The organism is Streptomyces sp. HmicA12 (assembly GCF_000373565.1).
GTDB lineage: Bacteria > Actinomycetota > Actinomycetes > Streptomycetales > Streptomycetaceae > Streptomyces.
The window spans coordinates 311522-333731 of the sequence record NZ_KB891842.1; the positions used below are offsets into that span (position 1 = coordinate 311522).

The 22210-nt window shown below is 71.2% G+C and carries 17 protein-coding genes; 12 read left to right on the plus strand and 5 right to left on the minus strand.

Annotated elements, in window-relative coordinates:
• The 4 genes from B072_RS0134310 to B072_RS0134325 all read right to left on the minus strand — a co-directional run bounded on the left by B072_RS0134310 (position 1) and on the right by B072_RS0134325 (position 6432).
• Positions 1-2484, minus strand: a complete 2484-nt coding sequence (locus tag B072_RS0134310; RefSeq protein WP_018534507.1) for a polysaccharide lyase 8 family protein — start codon at positions 2482-2484, stop codon at positions 1-3.
• Positions 2485-2505: 21 nt separating this feature from the next.
• Positions 2506-3900 (minus strand): M60 family metallopeptidase, encoded by a 1395-nt coding sequence (locus tag B072_RS0134315; protein ID WP_026246590.1) that lies wholly within the window; start codon positions 3898-3900, stop codon positions 2506-2508.
• Positions 3901-4105: 205 nt separating this feature from the next.
• Positions 4106-5245, minus strand: a complete 1140-nt coding sequence (locus B072_RS0134320) for a LacI family DNA-binding transcriptional regulator (protein ID WP_078506688.1) — start codon at positions 5243-5245, stop codon at positions 4106-4108.
• A 116-nt stretch (positions 5246-5361) separates the two neighbouring features.
• Complete coding sequence (locus tag B072_RS0134325; protein WP_018534510.1) at positions 5362-6432, minus strand: hydroxyacid dehydrogenase; 1071 nt, start codon at positions 6430-6432, stop codon at positions 5362-5364.
• 276 nt (positions 6433-6708) lie between these two features.
• On the opposite strand from B072_RS0134325, the gene B072_RS0134330 reads away from it, so the two are divergent.
• The 9 genes from B072_RS0134330 to B072_RS0134370 all read left to right on the plus strand — a co-directional run bounded on the left by B072_RS0134330 (position 6709) and on the right by B072_RS0134370 (position 18697).
• The gene (locus B072_RS0134330) at positions 6709-7674 is read left to right on the plus strand and encodes an ABC transporter permease (protein ID WP_234018980.1); all 966 of its coding nucleotides are present in this window, start codon (positions 6709-6711) and stop codon (positions 7672-7674) included.
• Between the two features lie 88 nt (positions 7675-7762).
• The gene (locus B072_RS0134335; protein ID WP_018534512.1) at positions 7763-8623 is read left to right on the plus strand and encodes a carbohydrate ABC transporter permease; all 861 of its coding nucleotides are present in this window, start codon (positions 7763-7765) and stop codon (positions 8621-8623) included.
• 56 nt (positions 8624-8679) lie between these two features.
• Entirely contained in the window at positions 8680-10362 is a 1683-nt protein-coding gene (locus B072_RS0134340; RefSeq protein WP_018534513.1) for an extracellular solute-binding protein, read from the plus strand.
• The gene (locus B072_RS0134345; RefSeq protein ID WP_018534514.1) at positions 10359-11816 is read left to right on the plus strand and encodes a M1 family metallopeptidase; all 1458 of its coding nucleotides are present in this window, start codon (positions 10359-10361) and stop codon (positions 11814-11816) included. The genes B072_RS0134340 and B072_RS0134345 overlap by 4 nt, the downstream gene beginning before the upstream one ends.
• Positions 11816-14038 (plus strand): right-handed parallel beta-helix repeat-containing protein, encoded by a 2223-nt coding sequence (locus B072_RS0134350; protein ID WP_043245259.1) that lies wholly within the window; start codon positions 11816-11818, stop codon positions 14036-14038. The genes B072_RS0134345 and B072_RS0134350 overlap by 1 nt, the downstream gene beginning before the upstream one ends.
• A gap of 103 nt (positions 14039-14141) precedes the next feature.
• Positions 14142-15383 carry a Gfo/Idh/MocA family protein gene (locus B072_RS0134355; protein ID WP_018534516.1) on the plus strand — a complete coding sequence of 414 codons (1242 nt, stop codon included), beginning with the start codon at positions 14142-14144 and terminating at the stop codon, positions 15381-15383.
• A gap of 143 nt (positions 15384-15526) precedes the next feature.
• Positions 15527-16555 carry an L-threonine 3-dehydrogenase gene (tdh, locus tag B072_RS0134360; protein ID WP_018534517.1) on the plus strand — a complete coding sequence of 343 codons (1029 nt, stop codon included), beginning with the start codon at positions 15527-15529 and terminating at the stop codon, positions 16553-16555.
• 27 nt (positions 16556-16582) lie between these two features.
• Entirely contained in the window at positions 16583-17773 is a 1191-nt protein-coding gene (locus tag B072_RS0134365) for a glycine C-acetyltransferase (protein WP_018534518.1), read from the plus strand.
• A 21-nt stretch (positions 17774-17794) separates the two neighbouring features.
• On the plus strand, positions 17795-18697 hold the full coding sequence (locus tag B072_RS0134370) for a LysR family transcriptional regulator (protein WP_018534519.1): 903 nt from the start codon (positions 17795-17797) through the stop codon (positions 18695-18697).
• A 22-nt stretch (positions 18698-18719) separates the two neighbouring features.
• Here the strand turns inward: B072_RS0134370 and B072_RS44780 are convergent, their stop codons facing one another.
• Entirely contained in the window at positions 18720-19856 is a 1137-nt protein-coding gene (locus B072_RS44780; RefSeq protein ID WP_078506675.1) for an SUKH-4 family immunity protein, read from the minus strand.
• A 116-nt stretch (positions 19857-19972) separates the two neighbouring features.
• Here B072_RS44780 and B072_RS0134380 point away from each other — a divergent pair, with 116 nt between their 5' ends.
• The 3 genes from B072_RS0134380 (at position 19973) to B072_RS0134390 (ending at position 22201) form a co-directional block, all read left to right on the plus strand.
• Positions 19973-20575, plus strand: coding sequence for a helix-turn-helix domain-containing protein (locus B072_RS0134380; protein ID WP_051127348.1), 603 nt, complete (start codon positions 19973-19975; stop codon positions 20573-20575).
• Positions 20572-21117, plus strand: coding sequence for a GNAT family N-acetyltransferase (locus B072_RS0134385; RefSeq protein ID WP_420707603.1), 546 nt, complete (start codon positions 20572-20574; stop codon positions 21115-21117). Before B072_RS0134380 ends, B072_RS0134385 begins: the two co-directional genes overlap by 4 nt.
• 121 nt (positions 21118-21238) lie before the next feature.
• Complete coding sequence (locus B072_RS0134390; protein ID WP_018534523.1) at positions 21239-22201, plus strand: alpha/beta fold hydrolase; 963 nt, start codon at positions 21239-21241, stop codon at positions 22199-22201.
• Positions 22202-22210: the final 9 nt, after the last annotated feature.

Genomic DNA, 22210 nt, shown 5'->3' on the forward strand with positions numbered 1-22210 from the left:
TCAGATGAGTTCGGCCGTGTGGGTATGACCGCGCGAGCCGCCCAATCGGACGGTGAGTACGGCGCGGCGGCCAGGTGTGACGCTGATCGTGCCGTCGGCGCTGATCACTCGGCTTACAGGGAACGGCAGTTGCAGGGTGAGCGTCGCCGTGGTGCGGCCCGGGTCGGCGACCGCGACCGTGATGCCCTCGTGCCGACGGCGGACCAGGACGGTGCAGGGGCCGTCCGCGAGCAGCCCGTCGGCGCTGCCCGCCGCCCAGAAGTGCGCGGCGAGCAGCCCGAGGCGGGGTGACTCCACGGCCTGCACGGTGGCGTCGTTGGCGATGATCCGGACCGGCCGGGAGCGGGACCAGGCGCCCGTCGCGGCGGCGCTCGCGCCCGGCAGCAGGACATAGGCGTAGGAGGCGGATGTGGGGGAGGGGCCGTGATCGAACCAGAGAGTGGCGTACCGGCGGGTGACCGGAGTCGTGCTGCCACCGGTGTCCGCACCGGTGTTGAGGGCACGCCAGGTTCCGGTGCGCTCCTCGCGCAGCGCCCGGAGAGGGCCGCCGGAGGGGAAGACGTAGCCGCCGGTGCCCTCCAGGTGCGCCCATCGGGCGCCGGGCAGCGCGGCGGACCAGCCGGATCCGGTCGGCTGCCGGTGCCCGTCGACGGTGAGCACGGGGGCGCTCTCCGCGTGCAGGTTCCGGTTCTCCACGACGGTCTCGATCGTGCGGCCGTCGCTCGCGGTGATGCCGGCGCCGAGCGCCACGACCGCGTTGTCCACGAAGAACCAGGCCTTCTTGGCGCGCAGGGTCGACCCGTCGGCCATCAGTTCCATCGCCGCCGCGCCGTACCGCTCGTCGAGCACGGTACCGCCCGCCACGGCGTTCTTCGGACGGAGCGTGCTGGTGCCGCCGTCGGTACCGAGGTCCGCCCGCGCGCGGGTGTCCACCGTGGTGCCCGGCAGGCGGTACGGGTCCACGGTCGGCCAGAAGCCGTCGCCGAAGGCGTCGAGGTCGTCGCCGTCATAGAGGTAGGTCATGCCGTCGCCGGTGTACCAGCCGTGCAGATTCTCGCCGTTGCCCGCCTCGTACGCGGCGATGCGCTTGGAGGAGAGAGACAGTGCGCACGCCCAGCCGGGCCGCCGGTGCACGACGCGGTCCATGTCGGCGAAGGCGAAGTGCCCGGTGAGCCGCTCGGCCGGGCGCACGGCCGGATCGTCGAGCACCGCCTTGGCGCGGGCCAGCGCGGGGAGTCCGACCAGGGTCCTGTACGGCGTCTCCTGGTTGCGCAGGATCCAGCCCTTGGCCGTCGCACGCCAGCGGTCCGCGTACGACTGCGGCGCGCCGTCGGCGAGTTGGAGGATGTACGAGACGGTGACGGCGCCGTCGGTGTGGTCGCGGGCGCGCTCACGGGAGACGGCCCGGCCGCGCAGCGCGTCCATCATCAGCCCGTCGAGGAGGACGGGCGCGAAGCTGCGGTCGACGGCGTCGTACAGCACGGTGACAGCCGGGTCCTTCACCGCCCACGTGGTGTCGGCGAGCAGCGCGATGAGCTGCCCGACGCTGCCGAGCAGCACGCTGCCGTACGTTCCCGTGTACGCGACGTAGGAATGCTGCACGAACGAGCCGTCGGCGTAGAACCCGTCGCCCGAAGTCACGTACCGGAAGAGGCTGTTCCGGCCGCCGTCCCGGATGTCCGACAGACCGTCGCGGGCCAGCGCGACGACGTCCGGGTCGCGGGCGAGCAGGCCGCGCAGGGCGACGATGACGGCCTTGTCGGCGCGGTTGGCGCCGGTCTCGGCGAGCGTCGGGGAGTTGGTGCGCCGGTCCGGGTCCGGGACGAACTTCGCGACGGTCGCCAGGTAGTCGGCGAGGTCCTCCGCGGGCAGCGCCGACCGCAGCAGGACACAGGTGTCCATGAGTGCCCGCGGCGCGCCTATCTCCCAGAACCACCAGTTGCCGGTCTCCGGCCGGGAGGCGTTGTAGCCGGTGGAGTGCAGGAAGCGCAGCGCGTCGAGGAGCCCGTCCCGCACCGAGGTGTCGGCGCTGAGGGAGGTGCCCGGGGTGGCCCACGCGGTGGCCAGCGTGCGCAGCCGCGTATAGCTCTGGCCGAACATGCCGGGGTCGGAGGCCGGCGCCAGGTCGGGCCAGAGCGCCTTGCGGCCGGCCGCGGTGTCGATCGACTGCCACCAGGCCGCGGCCTGGGTGTCGAGGGCGGTCAGGGCGGTGGCGAAGTCGGCGTCCTCGGGGTCGAAGTCACCACCGGTGAGCTGCTGCTCGGCGCGGGCCAGCAGGGTGTCGTACGGATCGTCCGCACCGGTACCGGCAGCGGTGTCACGAGCGGTGGCACCGGCAGGCGTGTCGGCCGTGGCCGCGGCGGCGTTCTGAGCGAAGGGGAGGGCGAGCGCGGCGGCACCGGCGCCCGCTCCGGCGAGCGTGAGGGTCTGGCGCCGGCTGAAGGAGGGGCGCCGGGTGAGAGCGCGAGGTGGCGTGAGGTCCATCGTGGGTGGTCGCCTTCCGGGTCAGTCGGTCAGTGCGGCCGGGTCGACGGGCGGCTCGGGCAGGTGGAGTGCCGCGAGCTCGGCCCGGCCCTCCGCGTCGATGGGGAACGCCCAGGTGGTGAGGAAGAAGTCGGTCAGGTCGTACCCCGACACGCGGCTGGCGTAGGTGGCGAGCGCCCGGTACCGCTTGGCGGTCTCGGTGGAGGCCGACGCCGGGTTCTCCTCGCGGACCAGCCGGTGCAGGCGCGGCCAGAAGTCCTCACCGAAGGCCAGTTCCAGCTGGCGCAGCGGCACCAGCTTCTCGTAGGCGCCGAAGGACTTCTCGTACGTGAGGCCCGCCGTGCCGAACTTGGCCCGGGCGGACTGGAAGTAGGTCAGCCCGGTGGCGGCGTCCACCGTGAGGAGGTTCGAGGTCTGGCCCAGCGCGCGCTGGACGGCCAGCGAGTAGATGTTCACGGTGACCTCGGTCAGCCCGCCCGGCTTGTACGCGAACTGCTGATGCAGATGGCCGAGCTCGTGGTAGAGCCCCCAGCCTCGGGTGCCCAGGCCGGAGACGGTGGTGGCCCGGTCGAGGTAGGCGCGCGGAAAGCCGTTGTAGCCGTGGGTGGCGTACGCCCCGACGCCCGAGGGCACCACCGAGACCTCGGTGAAGTGATAGCCGCCCGCCTTGGGCCGGTGCACCGGCTTCGACCCGTCGAGACCGCTGATGTCCGACTCCGTGCCGATGATCTTCTCCACGAGCGTCAGCAGCGCCGCGTGGTCCTCGTCGCGGTACAGCAGTGCCCCGTCGCGGGTCAGTGTCATGATCGAGCGCGGTCCGTGCAGCTCGACGACCGGGACATCGGTGTACGTGTCCAACTGCCTCTGGAAATCAGCCTCTTCGGTCTGGCCGAGGCGAAAGACGGGCATCGGCACGGACCCGGACGCGGATCCGAAGGTGACGGCGGCGCGTTCCCCGTCGCCCTCGAGCGAGAAGTAGACGGGACCGCCATGCGGGTCGGTGATCGTGTTCGTGCCGGGCTTGAGGGCGTACCGGCGGGGTTCGGTGAGCGTGCCGTAGTAGTCCCACTGGCCGATCCACAGGGTCGGCAGCACCTCGTCGTAGGGCAGCACCGTGATCTTCAGTGCGGTGTTCGCCGGTACATAGCGGCCGGTGGGCTGGAACTCGCTGGCACGCAGGGCCTGCGCGAGGCGCACGCGTTCGGTCTCGGCGGAGGGACGGGCGGTGAGCCGGACGGTGCAGCCGTCGGCCGCCTGGGCGCGGCCCGCACCGGCGCCGACGGCGAGCGAGGCACCGGCCCCGGCCAGTACGGCGAGCACGGTGCGGCGCCCCGGGCCGGCAATGCCGGCAGCTGCGGCGGTACCGGCAGGTCCGGCGGCGGAAGGGGCGGCGAGGGGTGTGTGGGCAGGGCGCATCCGGGACTCCCAAGGGACGAGTGACGTCGAAGTGAGGGGCGGGACGAGCATGCGGGGCTGGGCGAAAGCATGTAAGCGGTTGCTATCCAGCCGCAAGGGGGTCCGGGAATTTTCTGTTCGTTACTACGTCAAGGGGCGCCGTTTCACGCATGATTGCGCACGCCGAAGCGCGTGCGGCGCCGCACGGCTCGGCGGCGCCGTACGGTCAGCCCCGTTGTCGCTTCGCGGGGCCGGAGCGCGGGGCCGCCACGGAGTTCCGCACCACGAGCTGCGTACCGAGCCGCAGCGTCCCGGTGGTCGGGGCGCGCCAGTCGTCCTCGTCGCCGCCGTGCAGCGCGAGCCGCACCGCCTGCCGGCCCATCTCCTCCAGCGGGATCCGCACCGTCGTCAGGCGCGGACGCAGTTCCTGGGCGACCGGGATGTCGTCGTATCCGACCAGGGACATGTCCGCGGGGATGCGCAGGCCCGCCTCCTCCAGGGCCTGGGCCGCACCCGCCGCGACGATGTCGTTCGCGGCGAACACGGCGGTGAATCGGGGCCCCTCGCGCAGGAGTTCCGCCATCCGCCGGTAGCCGAAGGCGCGGCTGAAGGCGCCGGGCTGTTCCAGATCGGGGTCCCGTTCGATGCCGCGCAGTTCGAGCGCGCGCCGGTATCCCGCGAGCCGGTCGCGGTTCGTGGACAGGCCGGGCGGCCCGCCCAGGTACAGGATCCGCTCGTGCCCCTGCGAGATCAGGTGGTCGGCCAGAGCGAAGGCGCCGCCCTCGTTGTCGTACTCGACGCCGACGGTCGGTGCCCCGTCGCCGAGCGAGGGTCGCCCGCACAGCACCAGCTTCGACCCGCCCGCGTCCAACTCCTGAGCACGGCGGCCCAGTTCGGACTTGTAGGAACGGTCCTCGACACTGCCGCCGACCAGCACCACGGCGTCCGCCCGCCGCTCGTGCATCAGCTCGATGAAGGCCAGCTCGCGCTGCGGTTCGCCCTGGGTGCAGCAGACCAGACAGAGCCGGCCGCCGTCGGTGGCCTCCCGTTCGACGCCGCGCGCGATGTACGCGTAGAACGGGTCGATCAGTTCGTTGACGATGATGCCGACCGTGCGGCCGGAGACTCCGGCGAGGGCGCGGGCATGGGCGTTGACGACATAGCCGAGGTCGCGCATCGCCGCTTCGACGCGTTCGCGCGTGGCCGCGGCGACGGGATAGTTGCGGTTCATCACGCGGGAGACGGTCGCCGTGGACACCCCGGCGAGCCGGGCCACGTCCACGACGGTCGCGCGGCGCCGGCCGCTCTGGTCGTGCGGTGCGTCCTGGCCGCCGCGGCCGGTCGCCGTGGAACTCTGCCGGGGCATCCGGCCCACCCCCTGAAGATCGTGCTGGTCGTCGTCGTGCCCGCCCGGGTGCCGACCCGCGGGATATCCCGCGGGTCCACCCGTCCCAGAGCCTATGACGCGCGGCTCGGCCCCGTTCACGCGATCCGCTCCAGGTCCTCGAGCAGCACCGGATGGTTGAGCGGCACCCCGCGCGCGTAGCGGGCGAGCTCGTCGACGGCGAGTGCGCCGAGCCTGCCGACCTCGTTGCCCTGGGCGCCCGCCATGTGCGGGGTGATGAAGACGTTCGGCAGGTCCCACAGCGGGTGGTCGGCGGGCAGCGGTTCCGGCTGGGTGACGTCGAGGACGGCATCGATCCGGCCGCTGACCAGGTGCTCGGTGAGCGCGGCGGTGTCCACGAGCGGGCCGCGCGCGGTGTTCACCAGGAGCGCGCCGGGCCGCATCAGCGCGAGGCGCCGCGCGTCCAGCAGGTGCCGGGTCTCGGCCGTGTCCGGCGCGTGCAGCGTCACCACGTCGCTGGTGGCGACCAGGGTGTCCAGGTCGGTGCGGGTCGCGCCGAGCAGTTCGGCCTCGGCGTCGCCGACGTAAGGGTCGTACAGGAGCACCTCCGCGTCCAGGGAACGCAGCAGCTGCAGCACCCGGCGTCCGATCCGGGACGCGCCGACCACGCCGACGGTGATGCCGTGCGTGCCGAGCCAGTGCTGCCGGTCCAGGTCGGCGGCGGTGCGGTGGGTGCGCCGGGTGCGGAACGTGTGGGCGAGCGGGAAGGCGCGCTTGGCGCCGAGGATGATCGCGGCGAGGGTGAACTCGGCGACGGGCACCGCGTTGGCCGCGGCGGCCGACGAGACGGCGAGGCCGCGCGGGTACGCGTCACGGCTCAGGAAGGTCTTCACGGTGCCCGCCGCGTGGATCACCGCGCGCAGCCGTGGCGCGCGGTCGAGGACCGCGGTGTCGATGGCCGGGCAGCCCCAGCCGGTCAGCAGGACCTCGCACTCGGCGAGCGCGGCACGGGCCGCGCCGCTGGTGAACTCCCGTACGACGTGCGGCGGTCGGATGTCCGCGATCTCCTCGAGGCGCGCCCGCACGGCCGGCGGGAAGACGTCGTCGACGACCGAGGCGTGCATCGCGAGAACCGTACGGGGCCGCCGCGGGGGCGGTGTGGCGTCGGCGGCCGTGGCCTGGACCGGCGCCTCGTCAGTGGTACGCACCCTGCCTCCGGACAGTAAACGTGTTCTATGGCGTTACCGAAAACTAGGGACCGTTCGGCGTCAGCGTCAAGGTCAAGAGACCCGCTCAGGTGTCGAGTTGCCCACCTATCTGGTCAAATGCCTGTCCAGGAACGTCGTTTGAAAAGATCACGTAACGCGGCTGTCGCCCGAATCTCTTGACGGTGGGGTTAACCGCTTACTAACTTGCCGCCGCAGAGACGTCGTTCACGTCGATCACGTCGTTCCTGAGCCACTCGGCCGAACAGGACCAGCTTCATGACTGCTCCCGCTACTGCTTCCGCTCCACCGTCCCTCGCCGTTCCCCGCAAGTCCCTGTGGCAGCGCCTCAAGCGCGACAAGGTGATGCTGCTGCTGTGCCTGCCGGGCTTCCTGTACTTCGTGGTGTTCCACTACGTTCCGCTGCTCGGCTACATGGTGGCCTTCCAGGACTACCAGCCCTACCTGGGCTACATGCACAGCGCCTGGACCGGCCTCACCAACTTCTCGGCGGCGTTCGCGGATCCCGACTTCTGGTCGGCGACCGGCAACACCCTGAAGATCGCCCTGGTCCAGCTGGTCCTGTTCTTCCCGGTCCCGATCGGGCTCGCGCTCCTGCTCAACAGCATCGTCAGCGACAAGCTGCGCCGCTTCGTGCAGAGCGTCGTCTACCTGCCGCACTTCATCGGCTGGGTCATCATCGTCTCGATCTTCCAGCAGATCCTCGGCGGCGCGGGCGTCGTCCCCGACCTGCTCGAAGCGGTCGGTCTGCCGCGCTACGACATGATGACCGATCCGAACGCCTTCCCCTGGCTGCTCGCGCTCCAGGTCATGTGGAAGGACGCCGGCTGGGGCACCATCATCGTCCTCGCCGCGCTGCTCTCCATCGACCGCGGCCTGTACGAGGCGGCGGCCATGGACGGCGCGGCCCGCTGGCGCCGCTTCTGGCACGTCACGCTCCCCGGTCTCTCCCCGGTCCTGGTCCTGCTGCTGATCCTGAACCTCGGCAACATCCTCACCGTCGGCTTCGAGCAGATCCTGCTGCAGCGCGACGCGGTGGGCGCCGGCGCCGGTGAGGTCCTCGACACGTACGTCTACTTCCACGGCATCAAGGACAACCAGTGGGGCACCGCGGCCGCGGTCGGCCTGGTGAAGGCCGTCATCGGGACCGTCCTCGTGATCGGCGCCAACAAGTTCGCCCACCGGCTCGGGCATGAAGGGGTGTACCGCGGTGCTGACCGTTGAGACGACACCGGTGAAGTCGCGCACACGCCGCCAAAGTTCGGCACCGGCGGAGGGGCAACTGTGCCCGTCGGGGGCCCGCCCGCCCTGGATGGAGAAGCCCACGCGCCTCGGCCTCTTCGCCAAGGGGCTCGCCCTCGTCATCGTCGTCGGCCTCGTCGCATACCCACTGCTCGGTGTGATCGGCACGAGCTTCGCCTCGCAGACCGACGTCATCAGGTCCAACGGGCTCGTGCTCTGGCCCGACCACCCCAACCTCGACGCCTACCGCACCGCGTTCACGGGCGGCCGCGTGACCCGCGCCCTGTTCGTGAGCGTCGGCGTCACCGTCGTGGGCACCCTGTGCAGCCTCCTCGCCACCATCGGCATGGCGTACGGCCTGTCCCGGCGCGGCATCGTCGGCGGCCGCTTCATCCTCATGACGGCCCTGTTCACCATGCTGTTCAACGCGGGCGTCATCCCCAACTTCCTGCTGGTGAAGGAACTCGGCCTGTACAACACCTTCGCCGCGCTCGTCCTGCCCACCATGGTGAGCGCGTTCAACCTCGTCGTGATGCGCGCCTTCTTCATGAACCTGCCCGAGGAGCTGTACGACGCCGCGAAGGTCGACGGCGCGGGCGACTTCCGCACCCTGATCCAGGTCGTGCTGCCGCTGTCCAAGGCGGTCGTCGCCGTCGTCGGACTGTTCTACGCGGTCGCGTACTGGAACGCGTACTTCAACGCCCTGCTGTACCTCGGCGACAACGACAAATGGCCGCTGCCGATGGTGCTGCGCACCTTCATCCTCCAGGGCCAGAACCTCGACAGCGGGGTGGCGGGCGAGGCCGTGGCCCCGCAGCAGGCCGTGCAGATGGCGGTGCTGGTGATCGCGGTCGTGCCGATCCTGCTGGTCTACCCGTTCCTTCAGCGGTTCTTCACCAAGGGCGTGCTCACCGGCGCCGTCAAGGGCTGACGTGCGCCCTTCACCCCCCAACTTCCCTGTTTCCCTCTCCTGTTGAGGAGTCCCCGATGTCACCGCTGTCCTCGTCGCTGCCCGTCAACCGCCGCACCCTGCTCCGCTGGGGCGCGGGCGCCGGCCTCGGTGTCGCCGCGGCCCCGCTGCTCGCCGCGTGCGGCGACGGCGGCACCGCCGCCAAGGCCGAGGCCAAGAGCGCCAAGGTGCTTCCCGCCACCACCCTGCGCAACATCGGCATCGAGGCCGACCTGCCCGGCACGGCGGCCGGTGTCCCGAACGCCTTCCTGAAGTACCCGGCCACCCCGGTCCGCGCCACCAAGGGCACCCCGCTCAAGGGCGCCAAGAAGATCACCGTGGTCACCGAGACGTACGCGCCGCTGCCCACGGACCGGAGCGGGAACGCGGCCTGGAAGGCGGTCGAGAAGCTGCTCGGCGCCGAGGTCGACCTCACGGCCGTGCCCGCCGACGACTACCCGGCGAAATTCTCCACCATGGTCGCCGGAGACCAGCTCCCCGACATCTTCATGTACCCGGAGACCGGCGGCGTCGACAACAAGGCGGCGTTCCTGAAGGCGAAGTGCGCCGACCTCACCCCGTTCCTGGCCGGCGCCAAGGTCAAGGACTACCCGAACCTGGCCGCGATCCCCGAGTACGCCTGGAAGAAGGCCGTCTTCGGCGGCCGACTGTTCGGCATCCCGATCGCCCGCAACGGCAGCGGAGGCGCGGGCTTCTACCGCGCGGACCTGTTCCGGCAGGCCGGGGTCACCAACCTCGACCAGATCGACAGCATCGAGCGCCTCGTCGAACTGGCGAAGGACCTCACGAACACGAAGAAGAAGCAGTACTTCTTCACCGGCGGCAGCGTGAACCTGCTCGCCATGTCGGCGGGCGCCCAGCACTTCTGGAAGCACGACCCCAAGACCGGCAAGTGGACGTACCAGCTGGAGGACGAGGCGTACCGGCACGCCATCGAGACCGCCGCCAAGCTGTACAAGGCGGGCTGCTTCTACCCCGGCACCGTCCAGATGTCGGGAGCGCAGAAGGCCCAGTACACCGACCTGTTCAAGAACGGCAAGGCCGCCTACGTCTACGACGGCATGCCCGGCTACCTCACCACGGGCTCCGGCTACGTCGACGCGATGGCCGCCATCGACAAGAGCTTCGACGTACGGCCCATGGTGCCCGTCGGCACGGACGCGGTCGCCTGGACCGACAACATCGAGCTGGAGAACACCCACATCAAGAAGGCCGGTGACGCGCGCGTCCAGGAGATCCTGCGCCTCGCCGACTTCGCGGCCTCACCTTTCGGCTCGGTCGAGTACACGCTCATCAACTACGGCGTCGAGGGCACCGACCACAAGCGCGACAAGAACGGCACCCCGGTCCTCACCAAGCAGGGCACCCAGGACACCACCGTGCAGTGGAGCAAGCTGGCCTCCGCCGCCCCGGCGTTCTTCAGCGCCACGCAGCCCGAAGCCGCGCGGCACGTCCACGAGGCGTACGCGAAGCTCATCCCGATGCTCATCGAGGACCCGACCACCGGCTACTCGTCGCCGACCTGGGACTCCAAGGGCCAAGGCAGCCTCTACACCATCCACCTCGACGGCCAGAAGGACATCATCACCGGCCGCAGGCCGATGTCCGACTACGACGCGATCGTCAAGAAGTGGCGCAAGGCGGGCGGCGACCAGTGCCGCGCCGAGTTCGAGCAGGCCTCCGCGAAGGGATCCAAGTGACCACCAGCAGACGCTCGTTCCTGACGAAGGCCGCCGTCGCGGCGGCGGTGGCCGTACCGGTGCTCGGGCCGCCGGCCCACGCCGCGGGCTTCGACCCGAGGCCCGGCGCGGACGGCGTCGGCGACCCGCTCTACCCGACACTCGGAAACGGCGGCTACCAGGTCGTCCACTACGACCTCACCTTCGACTTCACCCCGGTGACCTACGACTTCACGGCCGCGGTGACGCTGAACGCGAGGGCCACCCAGGACCTGTCGTCGTTCAACCTCGACACCGACGGGCACACCATCGACGCCGTCACGGTGAACGGCCGCCCGGCCCAAGTCGCCCTGTCCGTAGGGAAATCGGGTCAGGAGCTGACCGTCACCCCGGGCGCCCCGCTCCACAAGGGCGCCCCCTTCACGGCCACCGTGACGTACCACGGCAACGGCAAGGCGCCCCGCGCCAGCCTCTCCGGCTGGAAGTTCGGCACCGACGGCGGGTTCGCCTCCGCCGTGCAGTCGTCGCGCGCCGACACCTTCATGCCGTGCAACGACACCCCTTCCGACAAGTCCACCTGGACCTTCCACATCACCGCCCCCGAGGGCTATGTCGCCGCCGCGAACGGCGAGTTGACCGGCAAGGACAAGCGCGCCGACGGCTCGGCCGTCTGGCACTTCGCCCTGCGCGAGCGCATGCCCACCGAGCTGCTCGGCATCGCCGTCGTCAAGGGCACGTATCTGTACGGGACATCGCACACGGGCCTGCCGCTGCGACACGTCGTCCCGCAGGGCCAGGAGGACACGTACGGGCCGATCGTCGCCCGCACGCCCGACCATCTCGCCTGGCTGGAGGCCAAGTTCGGGAAGTACCCCTTCTCCGTCTACGGCCTCCACATCTACGACGGCTACACCGACGCCCTCGAGAACGCGACGCTCACCCTCATGGGCACCAACTGGTTCAAGCCCAACGCCGACGGCGACCCCACCTACGAGAACACGATGGTGCACGAGCTCACCCACCAGTGGTTCGGCGACTCCGTCGCCCCGAACGACTGGCAGCAGGCCTGGCTCAACGAAGGCCCCGCCGTGTACTACGCCGCCCTCTACAGCGAGGAACGCGGCTGGTCGCTCATGGCCGACAAGATGAAGGCGACGTACGCGAAGCTGGACGCGGTCCGCGCGAGCGACGGGCCGCCCGGACTGCCCAAGGGACTCGGCGGCACCAACATCTACGACGGCGGCGCGCTGGTCCTGTACGCGCTGCAACTCCACGTCGGACAGCGAAAGTTCGACCGGATCATGGGGCTGTGGCCACGACGCTTCAGGGATCGCACCGTCACCAGCGAGGACTTCATCGGGCACGCGGTCGCGGTCACCGGGGACCGGTCGCTCGACGCGTTCCTGCGGGACTGGCTGTTCGGCGCGACGAATCCGCCGATGCCGGGTCACCCCGACTGGACGGTGGTGGCGTGATGCGACGTCGTACAGCTCGCGGATCCTGGCTCACCGGCTTCATCGGGGCGGTCGCGCTCCTCGGCGGCGTGACGGCGCCGGCCGCCCACGCGGAGCCCGCGCCCAAGGTGCTGCACGCCGCCCCGCAGGGATCCGGTGCCGCCTGCACCCCCGGGCGCCCGTGCTCGGTGGAAGGAGCCAGGGACGCCGCGCGCGCCCTTCATGGACGGACCGCGCGAGTCGAACTCGCCGACGGAACCTACACGTTGACCAAGGCGCTCACGCTCGGAGCCGACGACTCCGGTGTCACCTGGGCCGCCGCGCCCGGCGCACACCCCGTCCTCTCCGGCGGCCGAGCGCTCACCGGCTGGGCGAAGAACACCGACGGCACCTGGACGACGAAGGTGCCCGAAGGGATCACCCCGCGCCAGCTCTTCGTCGACGGCGTACGCGCCGTCCGCGCGCGCGGCGAATCCTGCGCCGCCGCCGACTGCGACGCCACCAGGGCCGGCATGACCGGAGCGGAGAAGACCGGCATCGCACAGTGGGCGCGACCCACCGACGCCGAAGCCGTCATCCGCGTCCGCTGGCGCAACTACCACTGCCGCATCGCCGCCGTCAGCGGCGACCTCATGACGTTCGCGCAGCCCTGCTGGACCAACTCCGCCTCCGGCACCGACCGGACCGGACCCGCCTGGGACTCGACCACCGTCGACTCCGCCCGCTACTCGAAGGTCTCCTACTTCGAGAACGCCCGCGAACTCCTCGACACGCCGGGGGAGTTCGTCTGGGACTCGGCCGCGCGCACGGTCACGTACCTGCCGCGCGAGGGCGACGACATGCGCCGCGCCGAGGCCGTCACCCCGGCCGTCGAGGGCCTGCTCACCCTCGACGGCGCGCGCGACGTCACGATCCGGGGCATCGGCTTCGCGTACGCCGCGTACCGGCAACCGTCCACCGACGAGGGCTACGCGGGCATGCAGGCCGGTCTCACCCTGACCGGCGCCACCGGACCCGTGGACCACGCGGGCCGCTACTACACCAAACCGGCCGCCGCCCTCACCGTGCGCGGCGGCCGGAACGTGACCGTCACCGACGCCTCCTTCACCCACCTCGGCGGAGCCGGTGCCGTACTCGAACAGGGCACCCAGAACTCGACGTTGACGCGCTCCCGCTTCACGGACCTGTCCTCGGGCGCCGTCTACGTCGGCGACACCGAGCCGAACCCGGCCCCGGACCTCGCGGGTGTCGGCAACACCGTCGCGTACAACACGATCCGCCGCATCGGCGTCGAGTACTCCGACGCCGTCGCCGTCTGGGCCGGCTACGAGGCCGAGCTCACCGTCGACCACAACACCATCGAGGACACCCCCTACTCCGGCATCTCCGTCGGCTGGGGCTGGAACCAGCCCGAGGCCCAGCAGTCCGTGCTGCGCGACAACCGCGTCACGAACAACCGGATCACCGACGTCATGCGCGTCGCCTACGACCAGCACGACGGCGGCGCCATCTACACCCAGGGCGCCCAGCCCGGCACCGTGATCTCCGGGAACTACATCAACCGCAGCGCCTACGAGAACACCGAGCGCGACGGGAACGGCATCTACCTCGACGAACAGTCCTCGCACATCACTGTCGAGCACAACGTCATCACGCGCATCGGCTACAAGTGGGTCTCCAACTGGGCCGACTACGGCATCCGCAACACGGCCACCCACAACTGGACCGACACCGCGGCGCCCGCCCTGTCCGGCACGGGCTCGACGATGACCGACAATTGGACGGGACTCGACCAACTGCCCTCGCAGGCAGTCAAGTTCGCCCGCGCGGCCGGGGCCCGCCCCGGGCCGGTGGAGAAACTGCGGCCGGACCTGGCCGCGGCGGGCACCGCCACCCAGTCCTCCACCTCCGGTACCGCCACCGCGGACCTGGCCCTGGACGGCGACCTCACGACCACCGTCGCGAAGACGAACGCGGAACCGGGCGCCTGGTGGCAGGCCGACCTCGGCGCCGTCCGGCACATCGGGCAGATCGAGCTCTGGAACGCGGCGGGCACGCCGACCGCCGACGTCGACGTACAGATCGCGACGACTCCCGACTTCGCGAACGCCACCACCGTTCACGTCGCCGGCAAGCTGCTCGCCCCCACCCTGCTCGACACCGACACGGACGGCCGTTACGTACGCGTCGTGCGCACCGGCACCGGGCAGATCGGCCTGGCCGAGGTCCGCGTCCACCCGTAACACCCCCTGGGACGAGGGGCGCCGCAGACCGTGCGACGGGTCTGCGGCGCTCTTGTGTCCGGCGCCGGCCGGTGATCGACTCCGTTCGGCAGAAAGGCAGTTGATGATGACCACGACTCCCGCACCCGTTTCCGACCTGCGTCTCGGCGTCCTCGGCTACGGCCTGCGCGGCTCCCTCGCCCGCACCGCCCACCGGCCCGGCGCGGGCTCCCGCGTCACCGCGCTCGCCGACCACGACCCGGCAGCCCGCACGGAGGCGGCCCTCGCCTTCCCGGGAGCGCTGATATCGAGCGACCACGCGAAGGTGGTCGGCGCCCCCGACGTCGACGCGATCCTCGTCCTCACCCCGGACCACACGCACGCCGACGTGGCCTGCGAGGCACTGAAGGCGGGCAAGCCGGTCTTCGTCGAGAAGCCCCTAGACATCACCGTCGAGCGCTGCGACACCCTGCTGCGCACCGCGTACGAGACCGGCACCCGCCTCTACGTCGGCCACAACATGCGTCACATGCCGGTCGTCCGCCTGATGCGCGACCTCATCGCGCGCGGCGAGATCGGCGAGGTCAAAACGGTGTGGGTACGGCACTTCGTCGGCTACGGCGGCGACTGGTACTTCAAGGACTGGCACGCCGAACGGCAGTACACCAACGGCCTGTTGCTCCAGAAGGCCGCCCACGACATCGACGTACTGCACTGGCTCGCGAACGGATACGCGCGGCAGGTCCAGGCCCTCGGGGACCTGATGGTCTACGGCGACAGTCCGCACCGCCGCGAGCCCGGCGAGCCCAAGCACGACGACTGGTACACGAAGGACGGGCACTGGCCGCCGCACACCCAGCGCGGCCTCAACCCCGTCATCGACGTCGAGGACGTGTCGCTGGTCAATATGCGCCTCGACAACGGCGTACTGGCCGCCTACCAGCAGTGCCACTTCACCCCCGACTACTGGCGCAACTACACCGTCATCGGCGACGCCGGCCGCCTGGAGAACTTCGGCGACGGGCCCGGGGGAGTGGTGAAGGTGTGGAACACCCGCCGCTCCGGCTACCGCGGCGAGGCCGACGCCGAGTACCCCGTCCCGGCCGCCGAGGACAACGCCGGGCATGGCGGAGCCGACCCGCTGCTCGTCGACGAGTTCGTGCGGTTCGCCCGCGACGGCGGCCGCACCGACACCTCACCGGTGGCCGCACGGATGGCCGTCGCGGCCGGCGTACGGGCCACCGAGTCGCTGCGGGACGGCGGGACACCGCGCGAAGTACCCGACCTCGACGCGGAATTGGTCGCCTACTTCGAGCGAGGTCAAGCGCCCGAACGGGGCCTGAAGCAAAGCTGCGGCGGCGCTTAAGAAAACCTCGATGGACCCGGGACGCCGTGGTGAGGAAGAGTCGGGGTCGGCGGCGCAGGACGGTCGCCACCCCTCTCTACTTGCTTATCTGCCGCGCGGGTGGCTTCGTGCTGCCCGCGTGCGGGACGACAGGAGCCGAACCGTTGAAGGCGCTGGTCAAGGAGAAGGCCGAACCCGGACTCTGGCTGACGGACGTGCCCGAGCCGTCCATCGGCCCCGGCGACGTGCTGATCAAGGTGCTGCGCACCGGCATCTGCGGCACCGACCTGCACATCCGCGGCTGGGACGGCTGGGCGCAGTCCACGATCAGCGCGCCGCTCGTCGTCGGCCATGAGTTCGTCGGCGAGGTCGTCGAGACCGGCCGGGACGTCTCCGACATCGCGATCGGCGACACGGTCAGCGGCGAGGGCCACCTCGTCTGCGGCAAGTGCCGCAACTGCCTCGCGGGCCGCCGTCACCTGTGCCGCGCGACGGTCGGCCTCGGCGTCGGCCGCGACGGCGCGTTCGCCGAGTACGTCGCCCTGCCCGCCTCCAACGTGTGGGTGCACCGCGTCCCCGTGGACCTGGACGTGGCGGCGATCTTCGACCCGTTCGGCAACGCCGTGCACACCGCCCTGTCCTTCCCCCTGGTCGGCGAGGACGTCCTGATCACGGGCGCGGGCCCGATCGGACTGATGGCCGCCGCGGTCGCCAAGCACGCCGGCGCCCGCAACGTCGTCGTCACGGACGTCAGCGAGGAGCGCCTCGACCTCGCCCGCAAGGTCGGCGTCAGCCTGGCCCTGAACGTCGCCACCGGGACCATCGCCGACGGTCAGCGCGAGCTCGGCCTGCGCGAGGGCTTCGACGTCGGCCTGGAGATGTCCGGCAACCCGACCGCGATGCGCGACATGCTCGCCAACATGACCCACGGCGGCAAGATCGCCATGCTCGGCCTGCCGTCGCAGGAGTTCGCCGTCGACTGGGCCCGGATCGTCACCTCGATGATCACCATCAAGGGCATCTACGGCCGCGAGATGTTCGAGACCTGGTACGCGATGTCGGTCCTCCTGGAAGGCGGCCTCGACCTCGCCCCGGTGATCACGGGACGTTACGCGTACACCGACTTCGACGCGGCCTTCGACGACGCGGCGAGCGGCCGCGGCGGCAAGGTCATCCTTGACTGGACCTCCTGAACTCCCCCTGCGCATAAGGACTTACGCATGTTCGACAACGTACGCGAAGACCTCCAGGCCACCCTCGACGAGATCGTCGCCGCGGGCCTGCACAAGCCCGAGCGGGTCATCGGCACCCCGCAGTCCGCCACCGTCGGCGTCACGGCGGGCGGGCGCCCCGGCGAGGTGCTGAACTTCTGCGCCAACAACTACCTCGGCCTCGCCGACCACCCCGAGGTCATCGCCGCCGGACACGCGGCCCTCGACCGCTGGGGCTACGGCATGGCCTCCGTCCGCTTCATCTGCGGCACCCAGGAGGTCCACAAGGAGCTGGAGGCGCGGCTGTCCTCCTTCCTCGGCCAGGAGGACACGATCCTCTACTCCTCCTGCTTCGACGCCAACGGCGGCGTCTTCGAGACGCTCCTCGGCCCCGAGGACGCGGTGATCTCCGACGCCCTCAACCACGCCTCGATCATCGACGGCATCCGGCTCAGCAAGGCCCAGCGCTTCCGCTACGCGAACCGCGACATGGCCGACCTCGAAGCCCAGCTCAAGGCGGCCTCCGGAGCGCGCAGGAAGCTGATCGTCACCGACGGCGTCTTCTCCATGGACGGCTACGTCGCCCCCCTCGCCGACATCTGTGACCTCGCCGAGCGCCACGACGCGATGGTCATGGTCGACGACTCCCACGCCGTCGGCTTCGTCGGCGCCGGCGGTCGCGGCACCCCCGAGCTGCAAGGCGTCATGGACCGCGTCGACATCATCACCGGCACCCTCGGCAAGGCCCTCGGCGGCGCCTCCGGCGGCTATGTCGCCGCCCGCGCCGAGATCGTCGCCCTGCTGCGCCAGCGCTCGCGCCCGTACCTCTTCTCCAACAGCCTCGCCCCGGTCATCGCCGCGGCCTCGCTGAAGGTCATCGACCTCCTGGAATCGGCCGGTGACCTGCGCGAACAGCTGGCCGCCAACACCAAGCTGTTCCGTACGCGGATGACGGAGGAAGGCTTCGACGTCCTGCCCGGCGATCACGCCATCGCGCCCGTGATGTTCGGTGACGCGGCCGTCGCGGGCCGCATGGCCGAGCTGCTCCTGGAGCGCGGCGTGTACGTCATCGGCTTCTCGTACCCGGTGGTCCCGCAGGGCCAGGCCCGTATCCGGGTCCAGCTCTCCGCGGCGCACTCCACGGAGGACGTGAACCGGGCCGTCGACGCGTTCGTGGAGGCTCGCGCGCAGCTCGGCTGACCGGTTTGGGACAATAGGCGCATGATCGAAGCGCGGCGGCTGCACATCCTCCGAGCAGTGGCCGACCACCGCACGGTGACGGCGGCTGCCGCCGCGCTGTATCTGACGCCCTCCGCGGTCTCCCAGCAGCTCACCGCCCTGGAGCAGGAGACGGGCCACAAGCTGGTCGAGCGCGGCGCCAAGGGCGTGCGGCTCACCCCGGCCGGCGAGATCCTGCTCACCCACACCGACGCCGTCCTCGCCCAGCTGGAGAAGGCCGAGGCGGAGCTCGCCGCTTACAGCACGGGTGAGGCCGGGACGGTGACCCTCGCCTCCTTCGCGACCGGCATCGGCCTGGTCGTGGGCCCCGCCCTGGCGCACCTGGCCAGGACGGCGCCCGGCATCCGGGTCCGGGTCCAGGACGCCGAGGGCGACGCGAGCCTGCCCATGCTCCTGGAGCGGCGGATCGATGTCGCGGTCGCCGTCGAGTACCGGGGTGCGATCGGCGCCGACGACGACCGGATCACGCGGGTGCCGCTGTACGCGGAGCCCTTCGACGCGGTGCTCCCGGTGACGCACCGGCTCGCGGACGCCGAGTGGGTGCCGGTGGCGGACCTCGCGAAGGACACCTGGATCGGGCCCTACCCCGGGAACCCCTGCCACGACGTGGTGGTCCTCGCCTGCGAACACGCCGGATTCTCCCCGCAGTTCGAGCACTCCTCCGACGACTTCCGCGCGGTCGTCTCGCTCGCCTCCGCGGGCGCGGGCGTGGCCCTGGTGCCGCGCTCGGCACTGCGCGGCATGGACCTGACCGATGTCGTCGTCCGCCCCATCGACGGGGTGGTGCCGACCCGCAAGGTGTTCGCGGCGGTCCGCCACGGCGCGGAGACGCATCCGCTGATCCGCCCGGTGCTCGACGCGCTCGGCGAGGCGGCCGCCGCCTGAAGCGAACCGCGGGGCCGTGTTCCTAGAGCACGCCGCCCGCCGCGTCGTGGAACACCTCCGGCCAGTAGACGTACTCGTCCGTGTCGCTCTCCTCCCGGCAGGAGTCCGGGTCGAACGCGGCCAGCGTCGCCAGCATGGCCTCGGCGAGATGGACGTAGAAGTCGTCGGTGTCGCCCTTGAGGTCGTACGGCTCCACGAGTCTCCGCTCCACTCCGTGCATCCACAGAGCGAGGACCAGCGTGGAGATGTCGGTGTTCATCGGCGTCAGCGCGTCGAAGGTGTAGGGGGCGTGGTGGATGGCGCCGGTGCGGCCGTCGAGCACGACGTCGACCTCCTGCGGGGTGCCGCCCAGGCGCAGCCGCCGGTCGGCGTCGGGGACGAGCGGGCAGTCCTCGACCTCCTCGTAGAGGTGCCGGAGCTCGGGGTCCTGTGACGACGCCGCACGGTCCTCGGCCAGCGTCAGGAGCGGGTCGTCGGGCGAGCCGGCGGCCCAGAACGTCAGGGCGTCGATCGGCAGTCCGACCTCGGTGAGGAACCGCCGTGTCGGCTCGTGCACCAGCGCGGACGGCAGCTCGTCGGGCGCGAACCGGCGCACGCCGTTCTCCCCGAACACGCCGACCAGGGCCTGTGCGGGCAGATCGAGCCGCAGCCCGCGCCCCGGCCCCGCTACCAGCGCGAGGGGTCTGACGGCCACGATGATCCGCCACAGGTTCGGCAGCCCGAGCGGCCACTGCGCGGGGCCGCTTCCCTCGCCCCAGTCCTGCGCGTCCCAGGGCTCTTCGCGAAACGCCGCGACCAGCCGCTCGCGCGCCTCCCGCACGGCGTCGAGGCCGACCCGTCCGGCCAGATCCGCGAACCGCCCGCGCAGTCCGTCGAACTCGTCCAGCGCGCCCGTCAGCCGGTGCAGCGACTCCAGCGACGGGGCCAGCGCATGCACGTCGGCGTAGCGCGGGTCGTACATGTCGAGGAGACAGACCCGGCCCGACGCGGGGTCGCGGACCACCTCCTGCTCCAGGGGCATGAGGTACCCGACCACCTCGAGCCCGGCGATGGACGGATCGAGGCCGGCGGGATCGAACTTCTCCAGGACGACGTCCACCGCCCGCAGCGCGGGCGCCCCCGCCGCACACGGCTTCACCAGAGCAGATCCCGGCCTCATGAACACCCTCACCCCGTAGTGGATCGTGAACGGCGTCCACGCTAACGACCGCCTCTGACAACGCACCCCACCTCCACGTAACCCGAACGTTTCATATATGGGATACCGTGCCGAATATGAGACGCGAGACGGAGGCGCCCTCGCACGGCGCGGAGATGGAAACGGACCCCGTGGATGCCAGACTCGGCGCCCGCCTGTCCGAGCTGCGGGCCGAACACGGCTGGTCCCTGGGCGAGTTGGCGGACCGCAGCGGAGTGAGCCGGTCCACCCTGTCGCGCGCCGAGCGCGCCGAGATCAGCCCGACCGCCGCACTCCTCAACCGGATCTGCGCCGTGTACGGGCGGACCATGTCGCAGCTCCTCAGCGAGGTCGAGTCCGCCCCCGCCCAGGTGGTGCGCGCCGCCGACCAGCAGGTCTGGCGCGACGACGCCAGCGGCTTCCTGCGGCGCTCCGTCTCGCCGCCGCTCCCGGGGCTGCGCGGCGAGGTCGTCGAGGGCAACCTCGAACCGTACGCCGACATCGCCTACGACCGTCCGCCCGTGCCCGGCCTCGAACAGCACATCTGGGTCCTCGACGGCCTCCTCGACCTCACGGTGCAGAGCGTCACCCACCACCTCGCCGCCGGCGACTGCCTGCGCTTCCGCCTGTGGGGCCCCACCCACTTCCACTGCCCGGGCCCCGAACCCGTCCGCTACGCACTCGTGGTGGTCCTGCCGTGACGACCCGCCCGACCCTCCTGCGGCCCGATCGATTCCCCTCCACGACAGAAGCATTGGGGGACCTTCTGGCGGACGTCGTCGCGGACGGCAACTCCCTCGGCTTCCTCGACGGACTCACCCGGGACGAGGCCGCCGAATGGTGGCGGGGCCGCGCCCCGGCCGTCGCCCGCGGCGACCTCGCCGTCTGGGCGGCCCTCGACGCGACGGGCCGCTGCCTCGGCACCGTCTCCCTCGCCTTCGCCGCCCTGCCCAATGGCCGCCACCGCGCCGAGGTGTGCAAACTGATGGTGCACAGCGCGGCCCGAGGTCAGGGCCTCGGCCGCACCCTGCTCACGACCGCGGAACTCGCCGCCGCCGAGCGCGGCATCACCCTGCTCGTCCTCGACACGGAGGCCGGCAGCCCCGCCGAACGCCTCTACCGGGGCGCCGGGTGGCAGCGGGCCGGCAGCATCCCCGACTACGCGGCGGACCCGGCCGGGGTCCTGCGCCCCACGACGCTCTTCTACAAGCACCCGCAGACCCGGGCGGGGCAGGCGGCCTGACCGGCGCTTCGGTGCCGCCCGGCAGGAATGAGAACCGCGGCACAAGGGCAGGGGAAGGTGCAGGTCGGCGCGCGTCCGCGCCCGCACCTGGCCGTCCGGACCATCCGAGAGGGAGCCGCCCATGACCGCCGCCGACCCCACGTCGACGTACACCACCAGCGCGCTCAGCACCGGCGACGGCGCGGCCGTGGCCACGTACACCTGGCTGCCCGACGGCGGCAGGCCGCGGGCCTTCGTCCAGATCGCGCACGGCGCCGCCGAGCACGGCCAGCGCTACGACCGGTTCGCCCGGCACCTCACCGCCCACGGCTACGGGGTCATCGCCTCCGACCACCGGGGCCACGGCGCCACCGCCGCGACCACGGGCGGCTACGGCGTCACCGACGACGCCGAACCCGGCACCGTCGACGCCTGGGTGTCGATCATCGAGGACCTCAAGGCCATCGGCGACCAGGCCAGGGCCCTGCACCCGAACGTCCCGTTCGTGCTGCTCGGCCACAGCCTCGGCTCGCTCCTCGCCCGCGACTACGCACAGCGGTACGCGGACGACCTGGTGGGCGTCATCCTCTCGGGTACGTTCCGCTCCCTGCCCGGAGCCGACAACGAGGGCGCGATCACGGCCCTCGAGGCGCAGATCGCCCGCGACGGCCGCGCGGCCGCCTCCTCCTTCGTTCCCGACCTCTTCGCGAGCTTCAACGACCCGTACGAGCACCGCACCGGCTTCGAATGGCTCTCGCGGGACGAGGCGGAGGTCGACGCTTACGTCGCCGACGAGCGCTGCGGCTTCGCGTTCGCGACGGGCCTGTCCCTGGACTTCGTCCGCGCGGTGCGCCGCATCAACGACCCCGCGAACCTCGCCTGCATCCCCACCGACCTGCCGATCCACGTCGCGGTCGGCACGGAGGACCCCTGCAACCAGCGGATGACCCTGGTCCACGAGCTCCTCGAGGACTTCCGCTACGTAGGCGTGGAGGACCTGACCTGGAAGGGGTACGAGGGCGCCCGCCACGAGATCCTCAACGAGACCAACCGCGACGAGGTCCAGGAGGACCTGACGGCCTGGCTGGACAAGCGCGTGCCGTGACGGGTCTTC